The organism is Marinoscillum sp. 108 (assembly GCF_902506655.1).
Classification (GTDB): domain Bacteria; phylum Bacteroidota; class Bacteroidia; order Cytophagales; family Cyclobacteriaceae; genus Marinoscillum; species Marinoscillum luteum.
In genome coordinates this window covers 346,492-368,483 of record NZ_LR734817.1, presented here as the reverse complement: position 1 = coordinate 368,483, position 21,992 = coordinate 346,492, and the positions used below count along the sequence as shown (strand labels likewise).

Here is a 21,992-nt window from a genome sequence, read left to right as displayed (position 1 = left end):
AAAATTCAAGTGAATTTAGGAGAGGTGGCCGAGTGGTTGAAGGCGCACGCCTGGAAAGTGTGTATACTCTTCACGGGGTATCGAGGGTTCGAATCCCTCTCTCTCCGCGAGTTCTTGAATAATTAATATATTTACGGATTGAAAAATAAATAAAACTTAACCGAAGACGACCACACAGATTATGAAACAGTTATTTACTCTTTTGATGTTAGCAGGTGTTTTCACCTTTTCTTCAGTGAATGCATTCGCACAAGATAGCCCCGATGTAGCATCGGATACTATAGCGGCTGAAGCTGATTCCGTTGAGGCTCCTGTAGAGGAAGAGCCAGTGGCGGCTGTTGTTGAAGAAATTGTTGAACCTGAAGAAGAGGCTGACGCAACCTTCCACCAAGTAGTGAAGGAACAATTTATCGATGGTGGACCAGAGTTCATGGGGATCGTATTGCTTTGTTTGATCCTCGGATTGGCTGTTGCAATCGAAAGAATCATTCACCTCAACCTGGCCACTACCAATGTTAAAAAATTGCTGACCAGCGTAGAGAGTGCGTTGTCTTCAGGTGGTGTAGAGGCAGCCAAGGAGGTTTGCAGAAACACCAGAGGGCCTGTAGCGTCGATCTTTGTACAAGGAATGATGAGAATGTCAGAGGGTATCGAAATGGTTGAAAAATCAATCATTGCTTACGGTTCTGTAGAGATGGGTAAATTAGAAAGAGGAATGGTTTGGATTTCCCTTTTCATCTCACTAGCTCCTATGCTTGGTTTCATGGGAACGGTAATAGGTATGATTGGTGCTTTTGATGCCATCGCAGAGGCTGGAGACGTATCTCCATCACTTGTGGCCGGAGGTATTAAAGTAGCCCTTTTGACTACTGTTGCTGGTTTGATCGTAGCTGTAATCCTTCAGCTTTTCTACAACTACCTGGTGTCTAAAATCGATTCTTTGGTAAATAGTATGGAAGATGCTTCTATATCTCTGGTAGATATTTTGGTGAAGCATAATCTTTCTAAATAATATTTAAACTGACAGACACATGGATATCATAGATGTAGGGCTATACGCCAGTTATATTTTAATCGTGCTCTGTGCTTTGGCTGCAATAATCATTCCTTTGGCTCAGTCCTTAGGTGATCCACAGTCACTCATAAAGTCAGGGATCGGACTAGGCGCACTGATAGTGGTGTTTTTAATCGGATACATTATTGCGGGCTCAGATACAGGCTCTGCAGACATCACTGAAAGCACTTCGAAGCTGGTAGGTGGAGGAATCATATCAATGTATATATTCTTCTTTATTGCGCTGGCAGGGATTGTTTATACTGAAATCTCAAAATTGATTAAGTAATGCCAAGAGGTAAAAAACGACCACTACCTGAGGTTAGCTCAGGGTCTATGGCGGACATAGCGTTTCTCTTGCTCATTTTCTTTTTGGTAACGACTACCATAGCAAATGACAAGGGGATTACGCTCTTGCTTCCACCAAAGCCAGACCCTAATGAGCCACCGCCAGAGGTGACGAAAAACGATAAGAATATCTATAAGATCCTTGCCAACTCGAGCGACCAGTTATTGGTGGAAGATGAGCCATACAAGGGGACTATGGAAGATCTGAAGAGAGAGGTTAAAGAGTTCGTTTTGAACTTCGGTGACCCGACAGAAGAAGGAATAATAGTTTATAATAGCTTGCCATCACCTATGAAGGCGGAGGTGAATAGATTCGGTAAGAGACTCGATTCATCAGATGACCCCACTGAGTGTGTGGTATCATTCAAAGCTGCTCGAGGTACAAGCTATGAGCTATATATCAATGTACTTGATGCCATCAACGGAGCCTACAATGAAATCTACGCTCAGAGAGTAGGGATTTCAGTAGAGGAGTGGTTGGCATTAGACAAGGATGACGATATTCAAAAGGATATGTATAATCGGGCAAGATCTAATATCCCCCGTGCGATATCAATTGCTGAACCTGATAAATAATTTGAAGCATGTCTAAATTTAAGAAGAGTTCGAACACGCAACAGGAAATTCCTACTGCCGCTCTGCCTGATATTATTTTCATGCTCTTGTTTTTCTTCATGGTAACCACCGTGATGAGAGAGACTGATATCATGGTGAAGCAGCAGCTTCCTCGAGCTACACAGTTGACCAAAATTGAAAGAAAGTCCTTAGTAAGCTATATCTACATCGGTGAGCCGAAAAATACTGCTCAGTATGGTAATGAACCTAAGATTCAAACCAATGATGTTTTTGTAGAGGCTAATGAAATCGTTCAGTTTGTGAGTCAGGAGAAAGACAAGCTTTCAGAAGTGGAGCGCGATCAGATCACTATGTCTATGAAAGTGGATGTAGAGGTGAAGATGGGAATTGTTTCTGATGTGCAGCAAGAATTAAGAGAAGCCAATGCAAGAAAGGTGCTCTATAGTTCTGTGAAGAAAGCTGAAATTTAAGAAGAGTATTTACTTAAGAATATGAAAACCTGAAGGGACACCTTCAGGTTTTTTTTATTTCTTCTGTTTTTCAAGCCAGTCGTTAAACTCATTGCGGATATTGTCCAGTTGCTTTCCGGCATCTTCATAAACCCCTTTGGCTTCCTTACTCACTCGTTTGAGGTCTTTCTCAGAAGAGTTTTTTACTTTTTTGATCATTCTGCGCACTTTGATCCTTTCTGCCTGAAGTTTTTCCACGGCTTTGTAAGTTTGAAACCGCGCGTCTTCGGCGAGTTCACCAGCTCCTTCCTGGAGTTCGGCTATTTTCTTCTCAAGATCATCTTTTGTTTCTTCCAGATTTTTCTCAAGGGCCTGCTTCGAGAGGGTTTCTTCTGAGCTGGATTCCGTGGTTTGGCAGGAGAAACACAGAACAAGTGCAGAAAGGAGTAGTGAGGTTTTTAATAGCTTCATGGGATTGGTTTTGTTGATACTGTAGTACGAACCTACAAAGATTGAACGATTTATTCTTTTTATGTACGGGCTAGGCTATTGCCTTTCTTTCCAGATAGGGTATCCAGTCCTCTCTGAGGCTCTTGGTGGTAGATCTTAAGAACATGACATAGGAGGGCCTCACAGGCATGCTGGAGAGCTTCAGTCCGACATCTTCAGGTCGGTAGTCACCTTTTCGGGCGTTGCAGTTCTTACAGGCTGTGACCAGGTTAGTCCATGATGACTTCCCACCCTTGGATTTCGGTATCAGATGATCCAATGTGAGGTCTTTACTGGCGCCACAGTACTGACAGGAAAACTGATCCCTTTTGAATACATTGTGGCGGGTGAGTATGACCCCTTTGTAAGGGACGTTCACATACTTATGAATCTTGATCACTGAAGGGTAAGGATATTCCCGTGAAACACTCCTTAGGGTTTTTTCCTTCACTTGGCTTAGTGTATCAGCTTTTTGGAGATAGACCAGCAAAAATGCGCGCTCCACAGAGCATACTGTGAGGGGACTGAAATCCGCATTTAATACCAGTACAGTACTCATTTCAAATTTTCAACCGTTTGAGTTCCCTATCCTGATCTTTCTTTTTGATACTATCCCTCTTGTCAAAAAGTTTTTTACCTCTCGCCACAGCAATTTCCACCTTGGCAAAGCCCCGACTATTGATATACATCTTCGTCGGCACGATGGTCAATCCCTTTTCTTCGGTTTTTGTCTTAATTTTTTCAACCTCTTTTTTCTTAAGGAGCAGTTTACGATCACGAGTGATCTCGTGATTGGCAAAGGAGCTATTCGAATAGGGAGAGATGTTCATACTCTTGATAAAAACCTCATCATTCTTGAGGTAACAATAGGCTTCCTGTACACTTGCCTTGCCCTCACGAATGGACTTGATTTCCGTTCCCTTCAATACAATGCCCGCTTCATATTTGTCTATGAATTCATACTCATAACTGGCCTTTCGATTTTTGATCGAAATGTTATTAGAAAAACGTGAGGTGTCTTTTGCCATGGTTTACTTGGTCAATTTTAAAAATAATGAAGTTGGAGGTCTAATGGAAAGTATTTGACTAGGAAAATGACATTCTCGGCTGAGGGCTGTCCCGGAGCGTACCGGTTTTACCTGCTTGCAAGTGGTAATAGCCTGCCGTGGCGATCATGGCCGCATTATCCGTACAGTACTCAAATTTGGGAATAAAAACCTTCCATCCATATTTATCAGCATCTGTGAGCAGCCGATTTCTCAGGCCGCTGTTAGCTGAAACACCTCCGGCAATGGCTATGTTTTTTATTTTCTCTCTTTTTGCTGCCAGTTTGAGTTTCACAAAGAGCATATCGATGAGGGTGCCTTGCAGGCTTGCTGCCAGGTCGTTGATGTTTTCGTTGATGAATTGATCGTTCTTTTTCATGCCATCCCTCAGGAAATACATGAAGGCAGTTTTGATACCGGAAAACGAATAATCCAGGTCGGGAATGTCACTATGCGGAAAAGTGAACCTTTTAGCATCTCCTGTTTTGGCCAGTTGATCAATTTTTGGTCCGCCTGGGTATCCCACACCCAATAATTTCGCACACTTATCAAAAGCTTCACCAACAGCGTCATCTTTGCTCTGGCCGATGATGGACATATCCAGGTGGTTGTTTACCCTTACAATCTGCGTGTGCCCTCCGCTAACTGTAAGACATAGAAAGGGGAACTCCGGGATAGGATCTTCGATAAAGTGCGCCAGTACATGAGCCTGCATGTGATTGATGGGGATAATGGGTATGCCCAGCGCCATGGCTGCTGTTTTAGCAAATGAGCTTCCCACAAGGAGCGCACCGAGTAGCCCTGGCCCTTGTGTGTAGGCAATGGCATCTAAATCAGACATTTTTATATCGGCAGCCACCAATGCTTCGTTAATCACCGGAATGAGATTCTTTTGATGTGCACGGGATGCCAGTTCAGGGACTACCCCTCCGTAACTTTCATGGATGGATTGAGTTGCAATTATGTTATTGATTATTTTTCCATCTTTGCACACAGCAGCGGCGGTTTCATCGCAAGATGACTCTATACCTAATATCGTGGTACTCATCAGAACAGAATTTTACGGGATTTGAAGGGAAAGATTACATTCAGAAGTGCAGTTGTTTTGCTCAGAAAGCTGATTTTCTGGAGCATCACTGGCATTGCTATTTTCCTCGTCATCTTGATTTTGCTATTGCAAACCCCCTTCTTACAAAATTATCTTGCCAATGAGGTGCTGTCATTAATCAATGCAAACACCCGGCAAACCGCAAAGTTTACAAACATTAAGATCAAATGGTTTGATTTTGTGGAAATAAAAGGGCTGGAAGTGAAAGATTATCAGGACAATGTGATGATTTCGGCCAGTACCATTCAGGTGGATTATCAATTGGATCATTTGCTGGTAGAGGGGGATTTGTGGTTTGATCAGATTTATTTGAGAGACGGTGCCTTGCATATGAAAAAATATGAGGACACACTCAACCTCAACCTTATTGAGTTTATTAATGACCTAAGGGCGCTGGCCCCCAAAAAGCAGGATACCGTGTCCAAAGCTTCCGCGCCAAAGTTGTCTCTCGGCAAGATCCGACTCGATCAATTTCAGTTTTCATACGACAATCGATTGAATGATAGCCTACCTCAGGGGAAGTTTGATTACGGGCATTTCTTGCTGGAGATACCAGGAGCTACGTTTGCTGATTTCACGATAATACGTGATACCATTCAGGCCGAAATCAGATCCCTGGCTGCGAGAGATCCCGCTACAGGTCTGACAGTGGAAAAGTTGCAAACCATGTTTATGCTGAATAGTCATGAGATTGATTTGAGTGATTTGGTACTGGAGACTCGTCATTCTATTATAAGGGATCATTTTGGCTTAAAGTATTCAGATTTTTCAGCGCTTTCAGACTTCACCAATAGCGTAGCACTTGATGTGAATTTGGTGGATGCTCGCATTTCGAAGCATGACCTTGCTTTTTTCGTTGATTTGCCCACTGATGATTTTGAAGTGAATATATCCACTCAGATTTCTGGTCCCGTTCCCAGGCTTTCATTGAGTAACCTCCAATTGGATTTTGGAATAGGAACACACCTGGAGGGAAGTTTTGATTTTATGGGACTGCCGGCCATAGAGGAGACGTTTATTGACGCCAGGGTGAAGGAGGCGTTGATTTATCCACAGGATGTGCAGGTCTTCACTACTGCTTCGCTGAAGGAATTGGAAGAATTGGGTGAAATTAGTTTTTCCGGGAGATTCTTGGGATTTACCAACGATTTTGTTGCGAACGCCACTTTTGATACAAATGAAGGCAAGGTCTATTCCGATTTAAACCTAAAATTCCCAAAGGGATGGGAAGAAGCCAGCTATTCGGGAAAGCTGAAACTCGATCACTTTAATGTGGGCAAAGTCATTGGAGATACAATGCTGGTGGGGAGGGTGAACCTGGAAGGCAAAATAGATGGACAGGGCCTGACCCAGAAGAATGCCAAGTTCTATTTGGATGCAGAAGTGTTTAGATCTGAAATTTTCGGGTACGAGTATGAACATATCAAAGCCAATGGCCAGTTCTCTTCGCAGTTTTTTGAAGGGAAGTTGGAGATTACCGATCCTAACTGTAAGGTACTGACCGAAGGTAGTGTGGATTTGAAGCAGGCTCCTGAAAGGGTAAAAATCTACTCAGAGATAGATACACTTGACTTGTTCGCTTTGGGCTTTACCAGGACAAAATGGAGAATCAATGGAAGGGTGGATGCGGATCTTAGCGGGCTTAATCTGGATAGCCTGCAGGGTAGTGTGAGAATAGACGATTTAGGTTTGGTATGGTCGGATGATTCACTGAAACTTGATTCGGTGAAGCTCAACTCTTCCTTGATAGGGCGGCAGAGACGGATTGAATTGATCCTACCAGAACTGGATGTCCAGTTGGAGGGGGATTTTTACTTCTCACAGATATCTTCGGATATTGAAACAATGGCCTCTGAATTAGAGGCCTATTTCAGCCCTGATTACTCCAGAGATCCTGAGAAAGTATCCGCTGACCAACCAGTGAATAGCTACTCTATTGATTTTCAGGTTAGGTATCATGACATTTCCAGATATACCAATTTGATTTTCGATAAGGATTTTTATTTGTCTCCTAAAGGAGTGTTTGAGGGTACTTATTATCAAAGGAAAAATGCCACGTTGTCCATCTTCGCAGAAATTGATTCCGTGTATTTTAATGGTTTTTCGTTTAATCAAAACACGATTGATGTGAACCTGTCAAAAGACCTGGATTCCGCCGGGATCATCGCCTCAGTCTTTATCGATTCGCAAAAGCAGGCGTGGAAAGATAACCCACCTACCAAGAATTTGTCTATAGAAGCTGTTTGGTTTGATGATAAGATCAATTTCTACACCAGTATTGCGCAACCAGAGAATAATAGTTCGGCCGACATCAATGGTGAAATGAAATTATCAGATGACCGGCTTACCTTCAATTTCCTCCCATCTAAATTAGTGGCTTTCGGTGAGCGTTGGTATTTTAACCCTTATAACAAGATCACGCTGACCGAGAAGGAATTGGTGTTTGATAGGATGGAGCTGTATCAAAATGATCAATCGATACTGCTAAAAGGCATCTATACAGACAGTGCTGCCACCAACCTGAATTTATCTTTTAAAAACTTTGATCTAAAGGCTCTGGGAGCCCTACTGCCCGTCAGTCTGGGCGGCGTATTGGACGCCACAGTGGACCTCATAAGGGAAGATATTCAAAGCCCATTTATTCTCGATAGTGACTTGAATGTAAACGCCTTCGAATTGAACGAATTTGTGGTGGGGAATGTAGCCGGGAGATCCAAATGGAACCCAGGTAGACGTGGGTTGGAAATTGATTTTGGAGTGCAGAGAGAAGCCATTAACACCATTACCATCGCCGGCATGTACATTCCCGGGGACTCTCTGGAGCAGCTGGATATTAAGGCAGAATTTAATCAAGCGAACTTGCAGTTGTTGGATCCATTCCTGCAGGGTTTGTTTTCGGATATAGGTGGGTTTGCGGATGGTGAGATTGCAATCACGGGATCTACCAGGTATCCTGTCCTGAACGGCTCCAGTAGCGTTTCCAATGGGCGATTTACTTTTGATTATCTGGGAACTACCTACTCTTTCGACGGGGATTTGTCTTTCGATAACAAGGCCATTAATTTCAATGGAATCAAGCTGAGAGATCGTGACGATGACAGGGCCACTTTGAGTGGCGCCATCTATCATCGAGGATTCCGCGAACTGGAAGTGGATATCAATATGGCCGTGAGGGATTTTCAGCTCTTGAATACCACGGCCTCTGAAAATAGTTTGTATTATGGTACCGCCAACGCGACCGGGGATATCAGTATCGCAGGACCTGTGGAGGATCTGATCATCAAGGCGAAAGCTACTACAGAGAAAGGGACCAAACTATTTATACCCCTTTCCGAAAGTAGTGAGATTACCCAAAAGGATTACATCTCATTCGTCGATTTCTCTGATACCACCAACACTTTTAATATTGATGAAATCGTCAAAAACAGCATTTCAGGCATTCGATTGGATTTTGAAATAGATGTGACTCCTGATGCATATGTGGAGCTGATTTTTGATATCAGAACAGGAGACATTATTCGGGGCAGGGGCAATGGTAACCTCAAAATGTTTTTGGATACCAATGGAGAATTCGAGCTGTTTGGCGACCTCAGCATTACTGAAGGGGCCTATAATTTCACCATTCCAGCCCTTGGTATCAACAAGGAATTCACGGTATCTGCCGGGAGTACCATTTCTTGGTATGGAGATCCCTATTCCGGTATTCTAAACCTCAATGCGAACTACAGACAATTGGCTTCTTTTGATGAGTTTGATGGAACTGCTGATGCGAGTGCAGTCAGTCAAAAGTATCCGGTGCTGGTAGTGTTGAAGTTGCAGGGTGAAATGCTTTCTCCGCGTATCGACTTTGAAATCAAGCTGGAAGATTCTCAGTCTTCCCCTACCTCCGACGTGCAGCGCGCGCTGAGTGTTATGAATAACAATGAGCAGGAACTCAAGCGACAGGTATTTAGCTTACTTATTCTGCGTAAGTTTTACAGGCAGTCTAGCTTCAATGTGGGCGGTAGCGATGTGGGCGGTAGTCTCAGCGAGTTTCTTTCCAATCAGTTTTCTTACTTCATCAGTCAGGTAGATGAAAACCTGGAGGTAGATGTAGACCTCTCTTCTCTTGATGCCAACGCTTTCAATACGTTTCAGCTTCGGCTGTCATACACCTTCATGGATGGACGCTTGCGTGTAAGTGGAGGTGGGGCCATACCGAGTAGTGGAGCGGATGATCCCAGCACAAATGATGTGATTGGCGATTGGTCCATCCGGTATTTGTTAACACCAGATGGCCACTTTAGGGTGAAGGCCTTTAGTAAAACCGAACAAATAGCGAACGATTTGCAGCGGGAAACCGGGGTGAGCTTTCAGTACATCAAGTCCTTTGATGACCTGAGGGAATTGCTCACACGTACCCGGGAAGCTGCTATCTCCAGCAAGCCTAAAGATATGAGCAAGGAACGGGCTGCCAATGAGGAGGGATAATCCTTCATTCCTAAACTATTCCAGCTGGTTCAGGTTTTTATTCCATGGCTAAGATTAACATTTTCTGGCATCGCAGAGACCTGAGGGGTCATGACAACACTGGGCTCCAATATGCTTTGACAGCCGGGCTTCCTGTTTTGCCCGTCTTTATTTTTGATACCAATATCTTGGATGAGCTCGAGGACAGAAAGGATCCAAGGATCACATTCATTCATGATCAGGTCACTCGACTGAACACCTACTATCGGGAGCATGGAAGTGCTCTGGATGTCTATCATGGCACTCCTGATAAGGCCTTTGAAGCTATCCTTGAAAATTATGAGGTGAATGGTGTTTTCACCAATCGGGACTATGAACCGTACGCCACGGCGCGGGATTCAGCATTAGAAAACAGCTTAAAGTCTAAAGGAGTGGATTTCTTCACTTTTAAAGATCAGGTCATTTTTGAAGCAGGTGAAATTCTTACCAAAGAAGGGGAACCCTACAAGGTTTTTACTCCTTACAAGAATAAATGGTTTGAGAAATTCAATCAGGTGGGTGTCTCAAAGCACGATAGTGAGGCAAATTTGAAGACCCTGGTCCCCATGAGAGGAAGGGAAATACCTTCCCTCAGCCAGATGAATTTTAAACGTACGGAGATCGACTTACCCCCGGCTGAGATAAGTGATGCTCTGATATCCCAGTATGCGGCCAGAAGAGACTTCCCTGCTGAGCATGGTACTTCTAAGCTTGGTGTCCATTTGCGTTTTGGTACAGTGAGCATCAGGGATTTGGTACGCAGAGCACACGGCTTATCTGACACATGGCTCAGTGAGTTGATTTGGAGGGAGTTTTACATGATGATTCTGGCTCACTACCCCAGGGTAATAGATCAGGCATTCAAGCCACAGTATGATCGTATTCCTTGGATCAATGATGAGACTCAGTTTAAAAAGTGGTGCAACGGGATGACAGGTTATCCGTTGGTAGATGCAGGTATGCGAGAGTTGAACGCTACAGGGTATATGCACAATAGGGTGAGAATGGTGGTGGCTAGTTTCCTGACCAAGCATCTGTTGATCGATTGGAGGTGGGGAGAGCGTTATTTTGCCAGTAGACTTTTGGATTTCGAGTTGAGCAGTAACAACGGTGGCTGGCAATGGGCGGCAGGTACGGGTACGGATGCACAGCCTTATTTCCGGGTTTTTAACCCCTACAGTCAGCAGGAGAAATTTGATCCGAAACTAAAGTATGTGAGACGTTGGGTGCCAGAGTATGGAAGTCCTGACTATCCTGAACCGATTGTTTCTCATAAAGAAGCACGCCTGCGGGCTATAGAAACCTACAAGCTGGCACTTTCTCAGAACTGATTTTTTTGTATATTTCCATAACCAAAAAACATCATGGACTTTAAAGATTTTAGTAAAAGATTTGCCGATAAAATTGGTGGAGAGTATCAAGAATATGATGATAACCATTCAATTTTTGTAATTCCGCTAAAGGATGATCGATTCCAGACTGTGATAGCCCGGCTGGTGGATCACGAAAAATACAATCGAAAGACTGTACAGGTGACCTCCAAGGTATGCAGTGTGGACCATCCGATAGACTACCCGGCTGTATTGGAAGCAAGCAAGGATTTTGTGCATACCAATTTCATTGTGGAAGATGGCTTTCTGAAGGTGGATACTTCTATATTTTTAGATCATACCGATGAGAATCTTATCGAAGAGATGATCACAGAGGTAGCGTATACTGCCGATGAGTGGGAGTTTAAAATTACTGGTCAGGATGTCTTCTGATTTATCTATTTTTGCGTCATTGCAAGTCGGCTCATCGCTCTGATTCCATCATTACAGGAGTCAGAGAGGAAAGTCCGGGCAGCGTAGAGCGCCGCACTTCCTAACAGGAAGGAGCCTATTCAGGAATGGATAGGCGACAGATAGTGCCACAGAAAACAAACTTCCCTTTTGGTTTTTCAAATGGGTAAAGGTGAAAAGGTGAGGTAAGAGCTCACCGGCTCTTGTGTGAGCAAGAGTGCATGGTAAACCTTGCGGGCTGAAAGGCCAAATAGGTTCTGCTCTAAGGGTTGCTCGCCCAAATGCAGAATGGGTAGGCTGATGGATCCTGATGGTGACGTCAGGACTAGATAAATGATGAGCATTCTGCTCCGGTGATTATCGGAGTGGGATACAGGACCCGGCTTACAGACTTGCTTTTTTTATTTTAACTCATTTACATGTCTCATATATTGATTGTTGACGATGAGAAAACCATTCGTCAGGCCCTGAAAGATATCCTCGAGGATGAATCTTATGAAGTGAGTGAAGCTCCGGATGGTGAAGCAGCCTGGGCGCTGCTGGAGGAGCAAACTTTTGATGCCGTACTCTGCGATATCAAGATGCCCAAAATGGATGGAGTAGAGCTCCTCTCCAAAGCAATGGAGAGTGGTATGGATGTTCCTTTCATTATGATCTCCGCACATGGGACTATAGAGACCGCAGTAGATGCTACTAAGAAAGGAGCATTTGACTTCATTCAGAAGCCACCGGATCTGAACAGGCTACTCCTCACCGTCAGAAATGCACTCAGCAACTCCACCTTGCAGACCGAGACCAAACGACTGAAGAAAAAAATCAACAGCCGATATGATATTGTGGGGGAATCTGCGGGTATTGTTGAGATCAAAGAGACCATCGAAAAGGTGGCGCCTACGGAGGCGAGAGTGCTCATCACCGGAGAAAATGGTACTGGGAAAGAGCTTGTGGCCAGGTGGCTCCATGAGAAGAGTCATCGAAGTGCCAGTCCGATGATTGAAGTGAACTGTGCCGCTATTCCGTCAGAGCTTATTGAGAGTGAACTCTTCGGTCACGAAAAGGGATCTTTCACCTCCGCACACAAGCAAAGGAGCGGAAAATTCGAGCAAGCTCAGGGTGGAACACTTTTTTTGGACGAAATTGGTGACATGAGCTTGTCGGCTCAGGCTAAAGTGCTTCGTGCACTGCAGGAGAACCAGATCACTCGCGTGGGTGGGGATAAAAACATTAAGGTGGATGTTAGGGTATTGGCGGCTACCAACAAGGATCTGAGGAAAGAGATTGAAGCAGGAAGGTTTAGGGAAGACTTATATCACAGGCTGAGTGTGATGATCATCCATGTACCTGCATTGAGAGATCGAAGCGATGACATTCCGTTGCTTGTTGACCATTTCCTCAATCAGGTGTCTCAGGAGTACGGTACTGCACCTAAAAAAATCACATCTGAGGCTATAGAATTGCTTCAGAAATACAAATGGACAGGAAACATACGAGAACTGCGTAATATCGTGGAGCGACTGATTATTATGTCAAATGCTCAGATTACGAAGGAGGATGTGATAAAATACGTAGAGATTTAGGGCTTATACCTTGGCCGCTTCTTCAACAGGCTGCTGCTCAACATCTACGTTAGCGTATGTTGGGCAGGTCTTTTGGGTACAGGCTGAAAAACCTAATATTACGAGTGCGATAATTACAAATTTCAATTTCATGAGCGGCTTTATTTTTCTAAAAGGATAGAACACTCTGGTTGGTTACCTTTCTCAAAAATATCACTTACTTTAGTTCTAAACAAAAAAAAACACTTAATTGTCGGCATTAATATTATTATACCAAGAGGTTGCAACCCCTTACATCTGAGTTGTCAAAGCGGCCAAGTACCTCAAAATGACCCGTTTTACTCTCCAGGCCGAGATCTTTTGTTTCCACAAATGCACATGAATTTATATTGGCGAGATCCACAATGTTGAGACCTCCGGTCCGCCCGACGGGTAGAAAACTGAATGGATCATTGATATCTCTGACCAGCGCCCTGGCCCATGGCGGAAAGGCGAACTGCCCTCCCATGGCGTAAGCCTGAGAAGTGAGCTCGGTCATTCCATATTCGGAGTGAATGTGCTCCACCGCGAAATTTTTCATCAATACCTCGTGCAGCTCAGTACGGATCATTTCTTTCCTGCGCCCCTTCATGCCACCGGTTTCCATCACAATCAGATCATCCGCAGATAAGCTCAATGCATCTGCCATGTCCAGTAACGCATAAGTTACGCCGATCAGCAATTTTTTACGCTCGGATGATGTGATGGCTTTTTGAAGGGATGTATGATCCCCTAGATAGTAGGCGCTGGCGGGATGAGCCTGACTCATGAAGTGGTCCACCATGCTAATGAGGGAAGAGTCCCCTTGCTCCAGATAGGAAGGCAAGAGCGCCATAATCTCTATGGACTGAAGGGCGCCATAAAGCCTTTCAAAAGTCACCTGAGCGATCTTGTGGTAGAAGCCCAGGTCACGTACATGGTGCTCACTTCTTTGCATTCCTGTAGTGCCGCTGCTCATGAAAACCTTCTCCGATTTCCATTTTCCGGTCATTACCTGGTGCGTTTTGAAGAACTCAATGGGTAAAAAAGGAATATCTTGTAATGAGTGAACGTTATCCGGAGATTTTCCCAAATGCTGGCAGTAAATTTGATAGGTAGGATTGTGGAGGTACTGATAGACAAAGACCTCCAATGCGTAGGTCTGAAAATTTTCGGGCTGAATAGAAAATATTTTGGATTTGAAATTTTCGTAATCAAACATCGGTTATATCCACAATAAGGGAAAGAAATAATAGTTTTGTCTTTAACGAGTATGAACCTGAGAAAAGCTCAAATATCTATAATTTTAGTCACACTGCTGGTCAGTGGATGTTTTCCTCCACCAGAATTTCCAGACGTTCCAAACATTCGCTTTAGTAGCCTACAGTACATTGACTATGAGACTGCCAGAGATTCCATGGTGTTGAAATTTGAGTTTGAGGATGGGGACGGAGATATTGGACTCACTGCAGATGAAATTCGCACTCCTTATCATCCTTTTAACATTGTCATTGACTCCAGGGATTCAATTGTTCGATATTCAGATCCCGATGTAGTACCACCTCTTTACCTGGTAGATCCTCTTGGAAATGTCACTCCATTTAGTGAAACGGATAACAGACCCCCTTTCAACTGTAGTAGTTATCAGGTGGGAAACTTTACAGATATAGGAACCGATACTTTTTACATTCAAAAGAATCCTTATCACAACAATCTCCATATTCAGTTTTTGAGGAAGAAAAATGGTGCATATACGAAAATAGATTTCGCTTCCGAATTTGGTAATGCCAGTTGTGATGTAGTGGATTTTAACGGACGTATTCCCATTTTTGACCGGGAGAATATAGGTCGATCGCTCAGCGGCACCATTAGTTATGCGATGCTCTCAGCGGGCTTTCCGATTATTCTCCGATCGGATACTTTCAAGGTCAAATTCTACATCTACGACCGGGATCTCAACAAAAGCAATGAGGTAGAATCACCAGATCTTACCCTAAGTAAAATCACCCTCAGCCGGGACTAGTAGAGGTAAAAGATAACTATAAAATAGCCTTATATCGCTCAGGGTTTATCTCATGCATCAAAGCGTAGATTTTCTCGAAGACATCTTCTGTGCTGGGTTTGGAGAAGTAATCGCCATCCGTACCATATGCAGGCCTGTGTTCCTGAGCGGTGATGGTGATTGGTTTTGAGTCCAGATGGAAGTATCCGCCATCGCGCTCCAGTACATTTTGCATCATAAAGGCCGAAGCACCTCCCGGTACATCTTCATCAATGAAAGCAATTTTGTTCGTCTTCTTCAGTGACTCCACTATGTCCTTGTTTCGGTCAAAGGGGAGAAGTGTCTGTACGTCGATGACCTCACATGAGATATCAAATTCACTGAGCTGCTGAGCGGCATCCATCACGATGCGGCACATGCTGCCATAGGTGACCAATGTGATGTCGGTGCCCTCACGCAGGGTTTCGGGAATTCCTAGCGGCACCTTGATCTCACCAATGTTTTGTGGCATTTTTTCCTTCAGACGGTAGCCATTGAGCGACTCGATGATCAAAGCCGGATCATCGGAATCCATCAAAGTGTTGTAAAAACCAGCCGCCTGGGTCATGTTTCTAGGCACCAGTACGTGTATGCCACGTAGCGAATTGATAATCATACCCATGGGAGAGCCACTGTGCCATACGCCTTCCAGTCTATGTCCTCTGGTGCGTATGATGAGTGGTGCCTTTTGGCCTCCTTTCATTCGGTAATGAAGACTGGCAAGGTCATCTGATAGGGTCTGGAGGGCGTAAATCAAATAGTCGAGGTACTGGATTTCAGCAATTGGCCTCAGCCCCCTCAGAGAGGCGCCGATGCCTTGCCCGATGATGGTGAGTTCGCGAATTCCAGTGTCGGTAATCCTGATTTCTCCGTATTTCTCCTGTAGGCCTGCAAATCCCTGATTCACGTCGCCTATCCTCCCTACATCTTCTCCAAAGGCGATTACCCTTGGGTCTCGCTCAAAAAGGGCGTCGAAGCAGGCCTGAACCACCTCACGACCATCTACCAGTTTGGAGTCTTCTCCAAAGACGGGAGCTACAGCTTCGGTGTTTAATGGCGATTCGGCAGACTGACTATACAGATGGGAATTGTATTCATCCCTGTATTTCTCCTGTTTCTCTTTCAGCCAGTTCTGAAGTCGCTTCTTTTCTTCAGAGTCATTGTCAGTCAGGTACCTGAGGCTCTTTCTTACAGCCTTTGCAATATCGGCCTTCAGCGCATTCAGAGAGCTTTTCAGGTCATTTTTTATTTGCTGAAGAATCTTATTGTTATTAGAAGTCAGGGCAGCTTTACCTATCAGTTCTATCGCCTGATTTAGGTCCTCCTTGATTTCACTCATGTAATCTTTCCAGGCGTTTTCACGTGCCTTTTTGGCCTTGGCCCTGGCTTCTTTTTCCAAAGCGTCCAACTCTGCAGAGGTTGCTATCCCTTCTTCCTCCATCCACTTCCTCATCTTCAGTAGGCAATCATGGCCCTTTTCCCACTCCAATCGGTCTTTGGGCTTATAGCGCTCATGTGAACCGGATGTGGAATGTCCCTGAGGTTGGGTGAGTTCTTCCACATGTACCAGACAGGGTATATGTTCTTCCCTGGCTAGTTTCACGGCCTTGCGGTAGGTTTCTACCAGCGCCGGATAATCCCATCCTTTTACGGTAAATATCTCTATGCCGGTTTGGTTTTCAGTACGCTGAAAGCCAGCCAGTGCCTTGGAAATAGATTCCTTGGTAGTGTGGTATTTCTGCGGTACTGAGATGCCGTAGCCATCATCCCATACCGACATGACCATGGGGATTTGTAGCACCCCGGCCGCATTCATGGCCTCAAAAAAGTGTCCTTCAGAGGTAGAGGCATTCCCGATCGTGCCAAAAGCCACCTCATTTCCATTGATGGAAAAATCTTTAAAATCTTTAAGGTTTGGGTTATTCCTGTAAAGCTTGGAAGCCCACCCGAGCCCAATCAGACGAGGCATTTGTGCGGCAGTAGGAGAGATATCCGAACTACTGTTTTTGATATCTGTCAAGGTGCGCCACTCACCTTTAGCGTTAATGGATCGGGTACCGAAGTGACCGTTCATCATCCGCCCGGCAGAAGCCGGCTCTGCAGCTACATCCGTATGTGCATAGAGTTGAGCAAAAAACTGCTGAGAGGTCACCTGGCCTATGGCCATGACGAACGTTTGATCGCGGTAATATCCCGATCTCCAGTCTCCATTTTGAAAGAATTTGGCAGCGGCTATTTGTGCGAGTTCTTTTCCATCACCGAAGATTCCAAATTTGGCTTTCCCCATAAAGACCTCCTTGCGCCCAATCAAACTATCCTCACGGCTTTCAATAGCCAGTGCATAATCTGCGAGTATTTCTGCTTTTTTCAGGTTGGTCTTCTTGCTGGTTTTCACGGAACTCATAGTGAGAATTTAGGTAAAAATGAGAATGAAAAAGAACTATCACAAATTTAATAAATTAGCGGGAATTTTCTTTGAAATAACGATAGAAAGTTACTGAAAGGAGGAGTTTAATCGTTTTCATAAAATATAATATTCCGAATTGTGAGATTAAACAGAATATTATTTCAATAAAGAATGTAAGCGTGATTGCTTCTATCGAATTTCAAAACGGCTAATTATTTGTGATTTGGGCCATTTATCTTTGCTTAAATAAACACCCAAATTTGACTCAAAATTATGATTATCGGCGTTCCAAAGGAGATTAAAAACAACGAAAACAGAGTGGCTGTGACCCCTGCAGGTGTCATTGAGCTTTCAAAAAACGGACATCAAATATATGTACAATCTACTGCCGGTTTGGGGAGTGGATTTGCAGATGAGCAATATGAGGAGGCAGGAGCCACCATACTCCCTACCATAGAGGAGACTTATGCCATCGCTGAGATGATCATGAAAGTAAAGGAGCCGATAGAGCCCGAGTATAAGCTCATAAAGAAGGATCAATTGGTATTCACCTATTTTCACTTTGCTTCATATGAACCCCTGACTAAGGCCATGATGGCGAGTGGAGCGGTTTGTCTTGCTTATGAGACTGTAGAGAAACCAGACAGGTCATTGCCCCTTTTGGTGCCCATGTCTGAGGTAGCCGGAAGGATGTCTATTCAGGAAGGTGCCAAATACCTGGAGAAGCCTATGGGCGGAAGGGGTATTTTGCTGGGAGGTGTACCTGGTGTTCGTCCGGCCAAAGTGTTGATCCTCGGTGGTGGAGTAGTAGGTACCAATGCGGCTAAAATGGCTGCCGGTATGGGCGCCGATGTGACCATCATGGATGTGAGCCTGCCGAGATTGCGATACCTGGATGATGTGATGCCTGCCAATGTGAATACCTTCATGTCCAATGAGTTCAACATTCGCGAACTGATCAGGAACCACGACCTCATCGTAGGTGCGGTATTGATACCAGGTGCAAAAGCCCCTCATCTGATCACGCGAGATATGCTGAAGGAGATGAACCCGGGTACGGTGTTGGTAGATGTGGCTGTAGATCAGGGTGGCTGTATCGAAACCTGCAGACCTACCACACACCAGGATCCAACCTATGTGATCGATGGTATCCTACACTACTGTGTGGCGAACATGCCGGGTGCTGTGCCTTATACTTCTACTTTGGCGCTGACCAACGCAACCCTTCCTTACGCCATTCAGCTGGCCAATAAAGGATGGAAGAAAGCATGTCAGGATAATAGAGAGTTGCTCCTGGGGCTGAATGTAATCAATGGAGAGATTGTATATGAAGGGGTAGCAAAAGCCTTTAACCTCCCTTTTGCTCCAGCTGAGAAGTTTTTATAGAAATAAAGCTTTGGTTAATAGAAGAGAAGGGTGCCTGCAGGCACCTTTTTTTGTTTATACGAATTTCGGAAATTCTTTGAGCTGATAATACTTATTCTCGTCGCTCCTGTATTCCCATATGAAATGAACCATTCCGTTGGTTAGCGCCACATACCGGGCCTTTAATTCTTTGTTGTAAACACTCACCTGATTGAGCGCCTTACGATCTATTTTCACGTCAGCAGCTTTGCACTCTACCAGCAAGAAGTTGCCGCCTTCCCGGTTGCAAAGCATGATATCACTTCGCTTGGCAGATTTGAAATAAGCCAGGCCTGTTTCCACTTTTATCAGTGACTTGGGGTAGGCCAGATGATTCACCATCAGGTGAATAAAATGTTGTCTGACCCACTCTTCAGGGGTGAGCACCAGATACTTTTTTCTGACGATATCAAAAATAAACTGATTACCCTCCTCGCTTTTCAACTTGAAGTCACTAGGTGGTAGGTTAAGTTTTTGCATGCTGGTTTTTGGGCATTTTCACAAAGATCAAGAGCAAAAAACCAATGACAAAATAAGAAGCAAGAGCGAGTGTACTATTTCTCATGCTTCCGGTGATCTGCTCGATAAAGCCATAGCTAAAGGTGCCAAGGACTACGCTGATGTGGAAGGTCACATCGAAGAAAGAGAAATATGAAGCATGATCCATGGTGTCAGTAGGGATCAGTTTGGAAAATGTGGCCCTCGAAAGTGCCTGAATTCCCCCCATCACCAAACCAACGAGCACGGCAACAATATAAAATTCATTGACCGAGGTAATGGTGTATGCAAATACGCAAATGCCAACCCAGATAAAGATCATCAGACTGAGTGAGAAAATATTCCCCTTTCTATCGGATATTCTGGCAAAGAGCGTCGCTCCTCCTATGGCCACAAACTGAATGATCAAGATCACTGGAATGAGCTCTCCGGATCCGAGTTTCAGCTCTTTTGTACCAAAAAGTGTGGCCAGAAGCATGATCGTTTGCACGCCCATATTGAAGAAAAAGAAGGAGAGAAGGTACTTCTTGATATTGGGCTGGTGCTTCAGGGCCAAAAGGACTTTTTTGAGTTCCAGGTAGCCATTGAGAAGGATTCTTCCGGTGGGCTTTCGATTAAAAACATTGGCAGGCAGGTGCTTGAGTGGAATCTGTGCAAACCCAATCCACCATAGCCCTACAAGCAAAAATACCGTACGCGTTGCGTCACCCTTATTGGCAAAACCAAAAGACTCATAGAAAGTAATGAGAATAAGACTGAGGATAAGCATGAGCGCACTGCCCGCATACCCAAAGGAATAGCCCCGGGCACTGATCCGGTCTGTCATGCTGGCTGGAGCTATCTCTGGCAGGTAGGCATCGTAAAACACCAGACCTGAGCTATAACCCAGACTGGCCAGAAGCACACAGATAATACCCCACTCCAGGGTATCGGAGGTGAAAAAGAACATGCCCATGCAGGCGATGGCACCGAGCGTGGTGAAAATCCGCAGGTACTTCTTCTTCTCCCCAGTATAGTCGGCTATCCCTGAGAGAAGGGGAAGAATGAGCGCCGATAGTAGGTAAGAAAGGGAGAGTGCATAGCTATAAAGGACGGAATTGATCATTTCAAACCCGAAGAAGCTCACCTTATCAGAGTTGGCTTCATTGGCAGTGACCGCCGTGTAGTAAATCGGGAAAATAGAGGTGTTGATCACCAGGTTGTATACCGAGTTGGCCCAGTCATACATGCACCAGGAATTCACTACTTTTTTACTGCTTTCCATGTCTGAAAATTATTTTAAAAATATCGTCATTCCGGGTGTCCATTCTTCTATGAATCTCGTTGTAATTTTGCGTGTTTAATAATGGCAAGGTTAATAAGATTTAACCTGATCTGATTAATAAAACAAAAGGCAAAGTGGAAGAATTGACCGAAGCACCCGTTCAAAGAAGGAATAAAATCACTGAAAGAATACCATGGACGGACATGACCCGTGTGGTGATCATAGGAGGAGGCTTTGCGGGCATCGAGCTGGTACGGAAACTGAGCAAGCAAAAAGTGCAGATCGTGATGGTAGATAAGCACAACCATCACACCTTTATCCCGCTGCTCTATCAGGTAGCCACGGCGGGACTAAGTCCCGGGGACATCTCCAGCCCGCTCAGGGAGTTTCTTCAGGATCACAAAAACTTCCATTTCCGAATGGCCAAGGTTACTCAAATCCATGCGGATGAAAAGAAGATAGAAACCAATCTCGGGTTTTTAAAATATGACATTCTGGTAATTGCTTCCGGTGCCACCACCAATTTCTTTGGTAATAAACTCCTGGAGAAAAAGGCCTTCAAACTCCGTGAGATGAGTGATGCCATTGAGCTGAGAACCAAACTCATTGCCAACTTTGAAGAAGCGCTGCAATTGGACGAAGCAGAAGACGAGGCATTGGAAAAGTTTATGAACATCGTCATAGTGGGTGCGGGTCCTACGGGGGTGGAGCTGGCCGGGGCCATCGGTGAGCTTCAGAAGCACGTGTTGCCTTTGGACTACCCGGAGATTGATTTTACAAAAATGAAAATACACCTCATAGAGGGTGCGGATAGGGTACTGCCACCCATGTCTGATAAGTCCGGACGAAAGGCTGCTAAATACCTCACTCATTTTGGGGTGAATGTACAGTATGGAAAGCTAGTGGAGAAGTATGATGGCGAAACAGCCTACCTCAGTGATGGCACCAGCATCAAGACCAACTGCTTAATATGGGCAGCGGGTGTCAAAGGGAACACCATCCCCGGATTGAGAGAAGGTGCTGTGGAGAAAGGACGTATTCTGGTGGATAAATTCAACCTGGTGAAAGGACATGAATTTATCTATGCGGTGGGAGATGTGGCCATGCAGGTAGATGAAGAATATCCAAAAGGGCTGCCTCAACTGGCCCCCGTAGCGATCCAGCAGGCTCACCTTCTGGGTGAAAACCTGAAGCGGTTATTCAATAAAGAGCCGATGAAGCCTTTCAAATATGTGGATAAAGGCACCATGGCTACCGTAGGGCGAAATAGGGCAGTGGTAGATGCTCCTTTGAACATTACGTTTGGAGGTTTTTTCGGATGGTTTGTCTGGATGTTCGTACACCTGTTCTCCATTATTGGGTTGAGAAGAAAATTTTTGGTTTTCTTAAATTGGGTATGGAATTATTTTACTTACAACCGAGGAAATCGGTTGATTATCAATAAGGATTTAGAAGACGTTTGAAG

19 protein-coding genes, 1 tRNA gene and 1 other RNA gene are annotated in these 21,992 nt (G+C 44.6%); 13 read left to right on the top strand and 8 right to left on the bottom strand.

Annotated features, from left to right (window positions below; all coding sequences use genetic code 11):
• Positions 1-18: 18 nt before the first annotated feature.
• The 5 genes from GV030_RS18940 (at position 19) to GV030_RS18920 (ending at position 2,448) form a co-directional block, all read left to right on the top strand.
• Positions 19-107: transfer RNA gene (locus tag GV030_RS18940), tRNA-Ser, on the top strand.
• A 74-nt stretch (positions 108-181) separates the two neighbouring features.
• On the top strand, positions 182-1,012 hold the full coding sequence (locus GV030_RS18935; RefSeq protein ID WP_159584926.1) for a MotA/TolQ/ExbB proton channel family protein: 831 nt from the start codon (positions 182-184) through the stop codon (positions 1,010-1,012).
• A 19-nt stretch (positions 1,013-1,031) separates the two neighbouring features.
• Complete coding sequence (locus GV030_RS18930) at positions 1,032-1,343, top strand: hypothetical protein (protein WP_159584925.1); 312 nt, start codon at positions 1,032-1,034, stop codon at positions 1,341-1,343.
• The gene (locus tag GV030_RS18925; RefSeq protein WP_159584924.1) at positions 1,343-1,978 is read left to right on the top strand and encodes a biopolymer transporter ExbD; all 636 of its coding nucleotides are present in this window, start codon (positions 1,343-1,345) and stop codon (positions 1,976-1,978) included. Before GV030_RS18930 ends, GV030_RS18925 begins: the two co-directional genes overlap by 1 nt.
• An 8-nt stretch (positions 1,979-1,986) precedes the next feature.
• A complete protein-coding gene (locus GV030_RS18920) occupies positions 1,987-2,448 on the top strand; it encodes a biopolymer transporter ExbD (protein ID WP_159584923.1) in 462 nt (153 codons plus the stop codon).
• Between the two features lie 54 nt (positions 2,449-2,502).
• On the opposite strand, the gene GV030_RS18915 is transcribed toward GV030_RS18920, so the two are convergent.
• The 4 genes from GV030_RS18915 to tsaD form a co-directional block, all read right to left on the bottom strand.
• The gene (locus tag GV030_RS18915) at positions 2,503-2,898 is read right to left on the bottom strand and encodes a hypothetical protein (RefSeq protein WP_159584922.1); all 396 of its coding nucleotides are present in this window, start codon (positions 2,896-2,898) and stop codon (positions 2,503-2,505) included.
• A gap of 70 nt (positions 2,899-2,968) precedes the next feature.
• Positions 2,969-3,475 (bottom strand): HNH endonuclease, encoded by a 507-nt coding sequence (locus GV030_RS18910; protein ID WP_159584921.1) that lies wholly within the window; start codon positions 3,473-3,475, stop codon positions 2,969-2,971.
• 1 nt (position 3,476) lies between these two features.
• Complete coding sequence (gene smpB, locus GV030_RS18905) at positions 3,477-3,944, bottom strand: SsrA-binding protein SmpB (RefSeq protein ID WP_159584920.1); 468 nt, start codon at positions 3,942-3,944, stop codon at positions 3,477-3,479.
• 58 nt (positions 3,945-4,002) lie between these two features.
• The gene (gene tsaD / locus GV030_RS18900) at positions 4,003-5,010 is read right to left on the bottom strand and encodes a tRNA (adenosine(37)-N6)-threonylcarbamoyltransferase complex transferase subunit TsaD (protein WP_159584919.1); all 1,008 of its coding nucleotides are present in this window, start codon (positions 5,008-5,010) and stop codon (positions 4,003-4,005) included.
• Positions 5,011-5,031: 21 nt separating this feature from the next.
• Between tsaD and GV030_RS18895 the strand changes: the two genes are divergently transcribed.
• The 5 genes from GV030_RS18895 (at position 5,032) to GV030_RS18875 (ending at position 12,916) form a co-directional block, all read left to right on the top strand.
• The gene (locus GV030_RS18895; protein ID WP_159584918.1) at positions 5,032-9,540 is read left to right on the top strand and encodes a translocation/assembly module TamB domain-containing protein; all 4,509 of its coding nucleotides are present in this window, start codon (positions 5,032-5,034) and stop codon (positions 9,538-9,540) included.
• Positions 9,541-9,584: 44 nt separating this feature from the next.
• Positions 9,585-10,889, top strand: coding sequence for a deoxyribodipyrimidine photo-lyase (locus tag GV030_RS18890; protein WP_159584917.1), 1,305 nt, complete (start codon positions 9,585-9,587; stop codon positions 10,887-10,889).
• A gap of 33 nt (positions 10,890-10,922) precedes the next feature.
• Positions 10,923-11,321 (top strand): hypothetical protein, encoded by a 399-nt coding sequence (locus GV030_RS18885; protein WP_159584916.1) that lies wholly within the window; start codon positions 10,923-10,925, stop codon positions 11,319-11,321.
• Between the two features lie 18 nt (positions 11,322-11,339).
• Positions 11,340-11,742, top strand: an RNA gene (rnpB, locus tag GV030_RS18880) — RNase P RNA component class A.
• 16 nt (positions 11,743-11,758) lie between these two features.
• The gene (locus GV030_RS18875) at positions 11,759-12,916 is read left to right on the top strand and encodes a sigma-54 dependent transcriptional regulator (protein ID WP_159584915.1); all 1,158 of its coding nucleotides are present in this window, start codon (positions 11,759-11,761) and stop codon (positions 12,914-12,916) included.
• A gap of 247 nt (positions 12,917-13,163) precedes the next feature.
• On the opposite strand, the gene GV030_RS18870 is transcribed toward GV030_RS18875, so the two are convergent.
• Positions 13,164-14,135 carry an acyl transferase gene (locus GV030_RS18870; RefSeq protein WP_159584914.1) on the bottom strand — a complete coding sequence of 324 codons (972 nt, stop codon included), beginning with the start codon at positions 14,133-14,135 and terminating at the stop codon, positions 13,164-13,166.
• A 51-nt stretch (positions 14,136-14,186) separates the two neighbouring features.
• On the opposite strand from GV030_RS18870, the gene GV030_RS18865 reads away from it, so the two are divergent.
• Positions 14,187-14,936: a hypothetical protein gene (locus tag GV030_RS18865; RefSeq protein ID WP_159584913.1), complete on the top strand. Its 750-nt coding sequence runs from the start codon at positions 14,187-14,189 to the stop codon at positions 14,934-14,936.
• Between the two features lie 16 nt (positions 14,937-14,952).
• Here GV030_RS18865 and GV030_RS18860 read toward each other — a convergent pair whose 3' ends face one another.
• Positions 14,953-17,358 carry a thiamine pyrophosphate-dependent enzyme gene (locus GV030_RS18860; RefSeq protein WP_159584912.1) on the bottom strand — a complete coding sequence of 802 codons (2,406 nt, stop codon included), beginning with the start codon at positions 17,356-17,358 and terminating at the stop codon, positions 14,953-14,955.
• 276 nt (positions 17,359-17,634) lie between these two features.
• Between GV030_RS18860 and ald the strand changes: the two genes are divergently transcribed.
• Complete coding sequence (gene ald / locus GV030_RS18855) at positions 17,635-18,747, top strand: alanine dehydrogenase (protein WP_159584911.1); 1,113 nt, start codon at positions 17,635-17,637, stop codon at positions 18,745-18,747.
• Positions 18,748-18,801: 54 nt separating this feature from the next.
• Here the strand turns inward: ald and GV030_RS18850 are convergent, their stop codons facing one another.
• On the bottom strand, positions 18,802-19,245 hold the full coding sequence (locus tag GV030_RS18850) for a type I restriction enzyme HsdR N-terminal domain-containing protein (protein ID WP_159584910.1): 444 nt from the start codon (positions 19,243-19,245) through the stop codon (positions 18,802-18,804).
• Positions 19,232-20,527 (bottom strand): MFS transporter, encoded by a 1,296-nt coding sequence (locus GV030_RS18845; RefSeq protein ID WP_159584909.1) that lies wholly within the window; start codon positions 20,525-20,527, stop codon positions 19,232-19,234. The genes GV030_RS18850 and GV030_RS18845 overlap by 14 nt, the downstream gene beginning before the upstream one ends.
• A 134-nt stretch (positions 20,528-20,661) precedes the next feature.
• Here GV030_RS18845 and GV030_RS18840 point away from each other — a divergent pair, with 134 nt between their 5' ends.
• Entirely contained in the window at positions 20,662-21,990 is a 1,329-nt protein-coding gene (locus GV030_RS18840; protein ID WP_255465563.1) for an NAD(P)/FAD-dependent oxidoreductase, read from the top strand.
• Positions 21,991-21,992: the final 2 nt, after the last annotated feature.

What these genes read in the sequence shown, in the direction of transcription:
- GV030_RS18935 (WP_159584926.1), top strand. Translation starts at nt 182, where the DNA reads ATGAAACAGTTATTTACTCTTTTGATGTTAGCAGGTGTTTTCACCTTT.
- GV030_RS18930 (WP_159584925.1), top strand. Translation starts at nt 1,032, where the DNA reads ATGGATATCATAGATGTAGGGCTATACGCCAGTTATATTTTAATCGTG.
- GV030_RS18925 (WP_159584924.1), top strand. Translation starts at nt 1,343, where the DNA reads ATGCCAAGAGGTAAAAAACGACCACTACCTGAGGTTAGCTCAGGGTCT.
- GV030_RS18920 (WP_159584923.1), top strand. Translation starts at nt 1,987, where the DNA reads ATGTCTAAATTTAAGAAGAGTTCGAACACGCAACAGGAAATTCCTACT.
- GV030_RS18915 (WP_159584922.1), bottom strand. Translation starts at nt 2,898, where the DNA reads ATGAAGCTATTAAAAACCTCACTACTCCTTTCTGCACTTGTTCTGTGT.
- GV030_RS18910 (WP_159584921.1), bottom strand. Translation starts at nt 3,475, where the DNA reads ATGAGTACTGTACTGGTATTAAATGCGGATTTCAGTCCCCTCACAGTA.
- smpB (WP_159584920.1), bottom strand. Translation starts at nt 3,944, where the DNA reads ATGGCAAAAGACACCTCACGTTTTTCTAATAACATTTCGATCAAAAAT.
- tsaD (WP_159584919.1), bottom strand. Translation starts at nt 5,010, where the DNA reads ATGAGTACCACGATATTAGGTATAGAGTCATCTTGCGATGAAACCGCC.
- GV030_RS18890 (WP_159584917.1), top strand. Translation starts at nt 9,585, where the DNA reads ATGGCTAAGATTAACATTTTCTGGCATCGCAGAGACCTGAGGGGTCAT.
- GV030_RS18885 (WP_159584916.1), top strand. Translation starts at nt 10,923, where the DNA reads ATGGACTTTAAAGATTTTAGTAAAAGATTTGCCGATAAAATTGGTGGA.
- GV030_RS18875 (WP_159584915.1), top strand. Translation starts at nt 11,759, where the DNA reads ATGTCTCATATATTGATTGTTGACGATGAGAAAACCATTCGTCAGGCC.
- GV030_RS18870 (WP_159584914.1), bottom strand. Translation starts at nt 14,135, where the DNA reads ATGTTTGATTACGAAAATTTCAAATCCAAAATATTTTCTATTCAGCCC.
- GV030_RS18865 (WP_159584913.1), top strand. Translation starts at nt 14,187, where the DNA reads ATGAACCTGAGAAAAGCTCAAATATCTATAATTTTAGTCACACTGCTG.
- GV030_RS18860 (WP_159584912.1), bottom strand. Translation starts at nt 17,358, where the DNA reads ATGAGTTCCGTGAAAACCAGCAAGAAGACCAACCTGAAAAAAGCAGAA.
- ald (WP_159584911.1), top strand. Translation starts at nt 17,635, where the DNA reads ATGATTATCGGCGTTCCAAAGGAGATTAAAAACAACGAAAACAGAGTG.
- GV030_RS18850 (WP_159584910.1), bottom strand. Translation starts at nt 19,245, where the DNA reads ATGCAAAAACTTAACCTACCACCTAGTGACTTCAAGTTGAAAAGCGAG.
- GV030_RS18845 (WP_159584909.1), bottom strand. Translation starts at nt 20,527, where the DNA reads ATGGAAAGCAGTAAAAAAGTAGTGAATTCCTGGTGCATGTATGACTGG.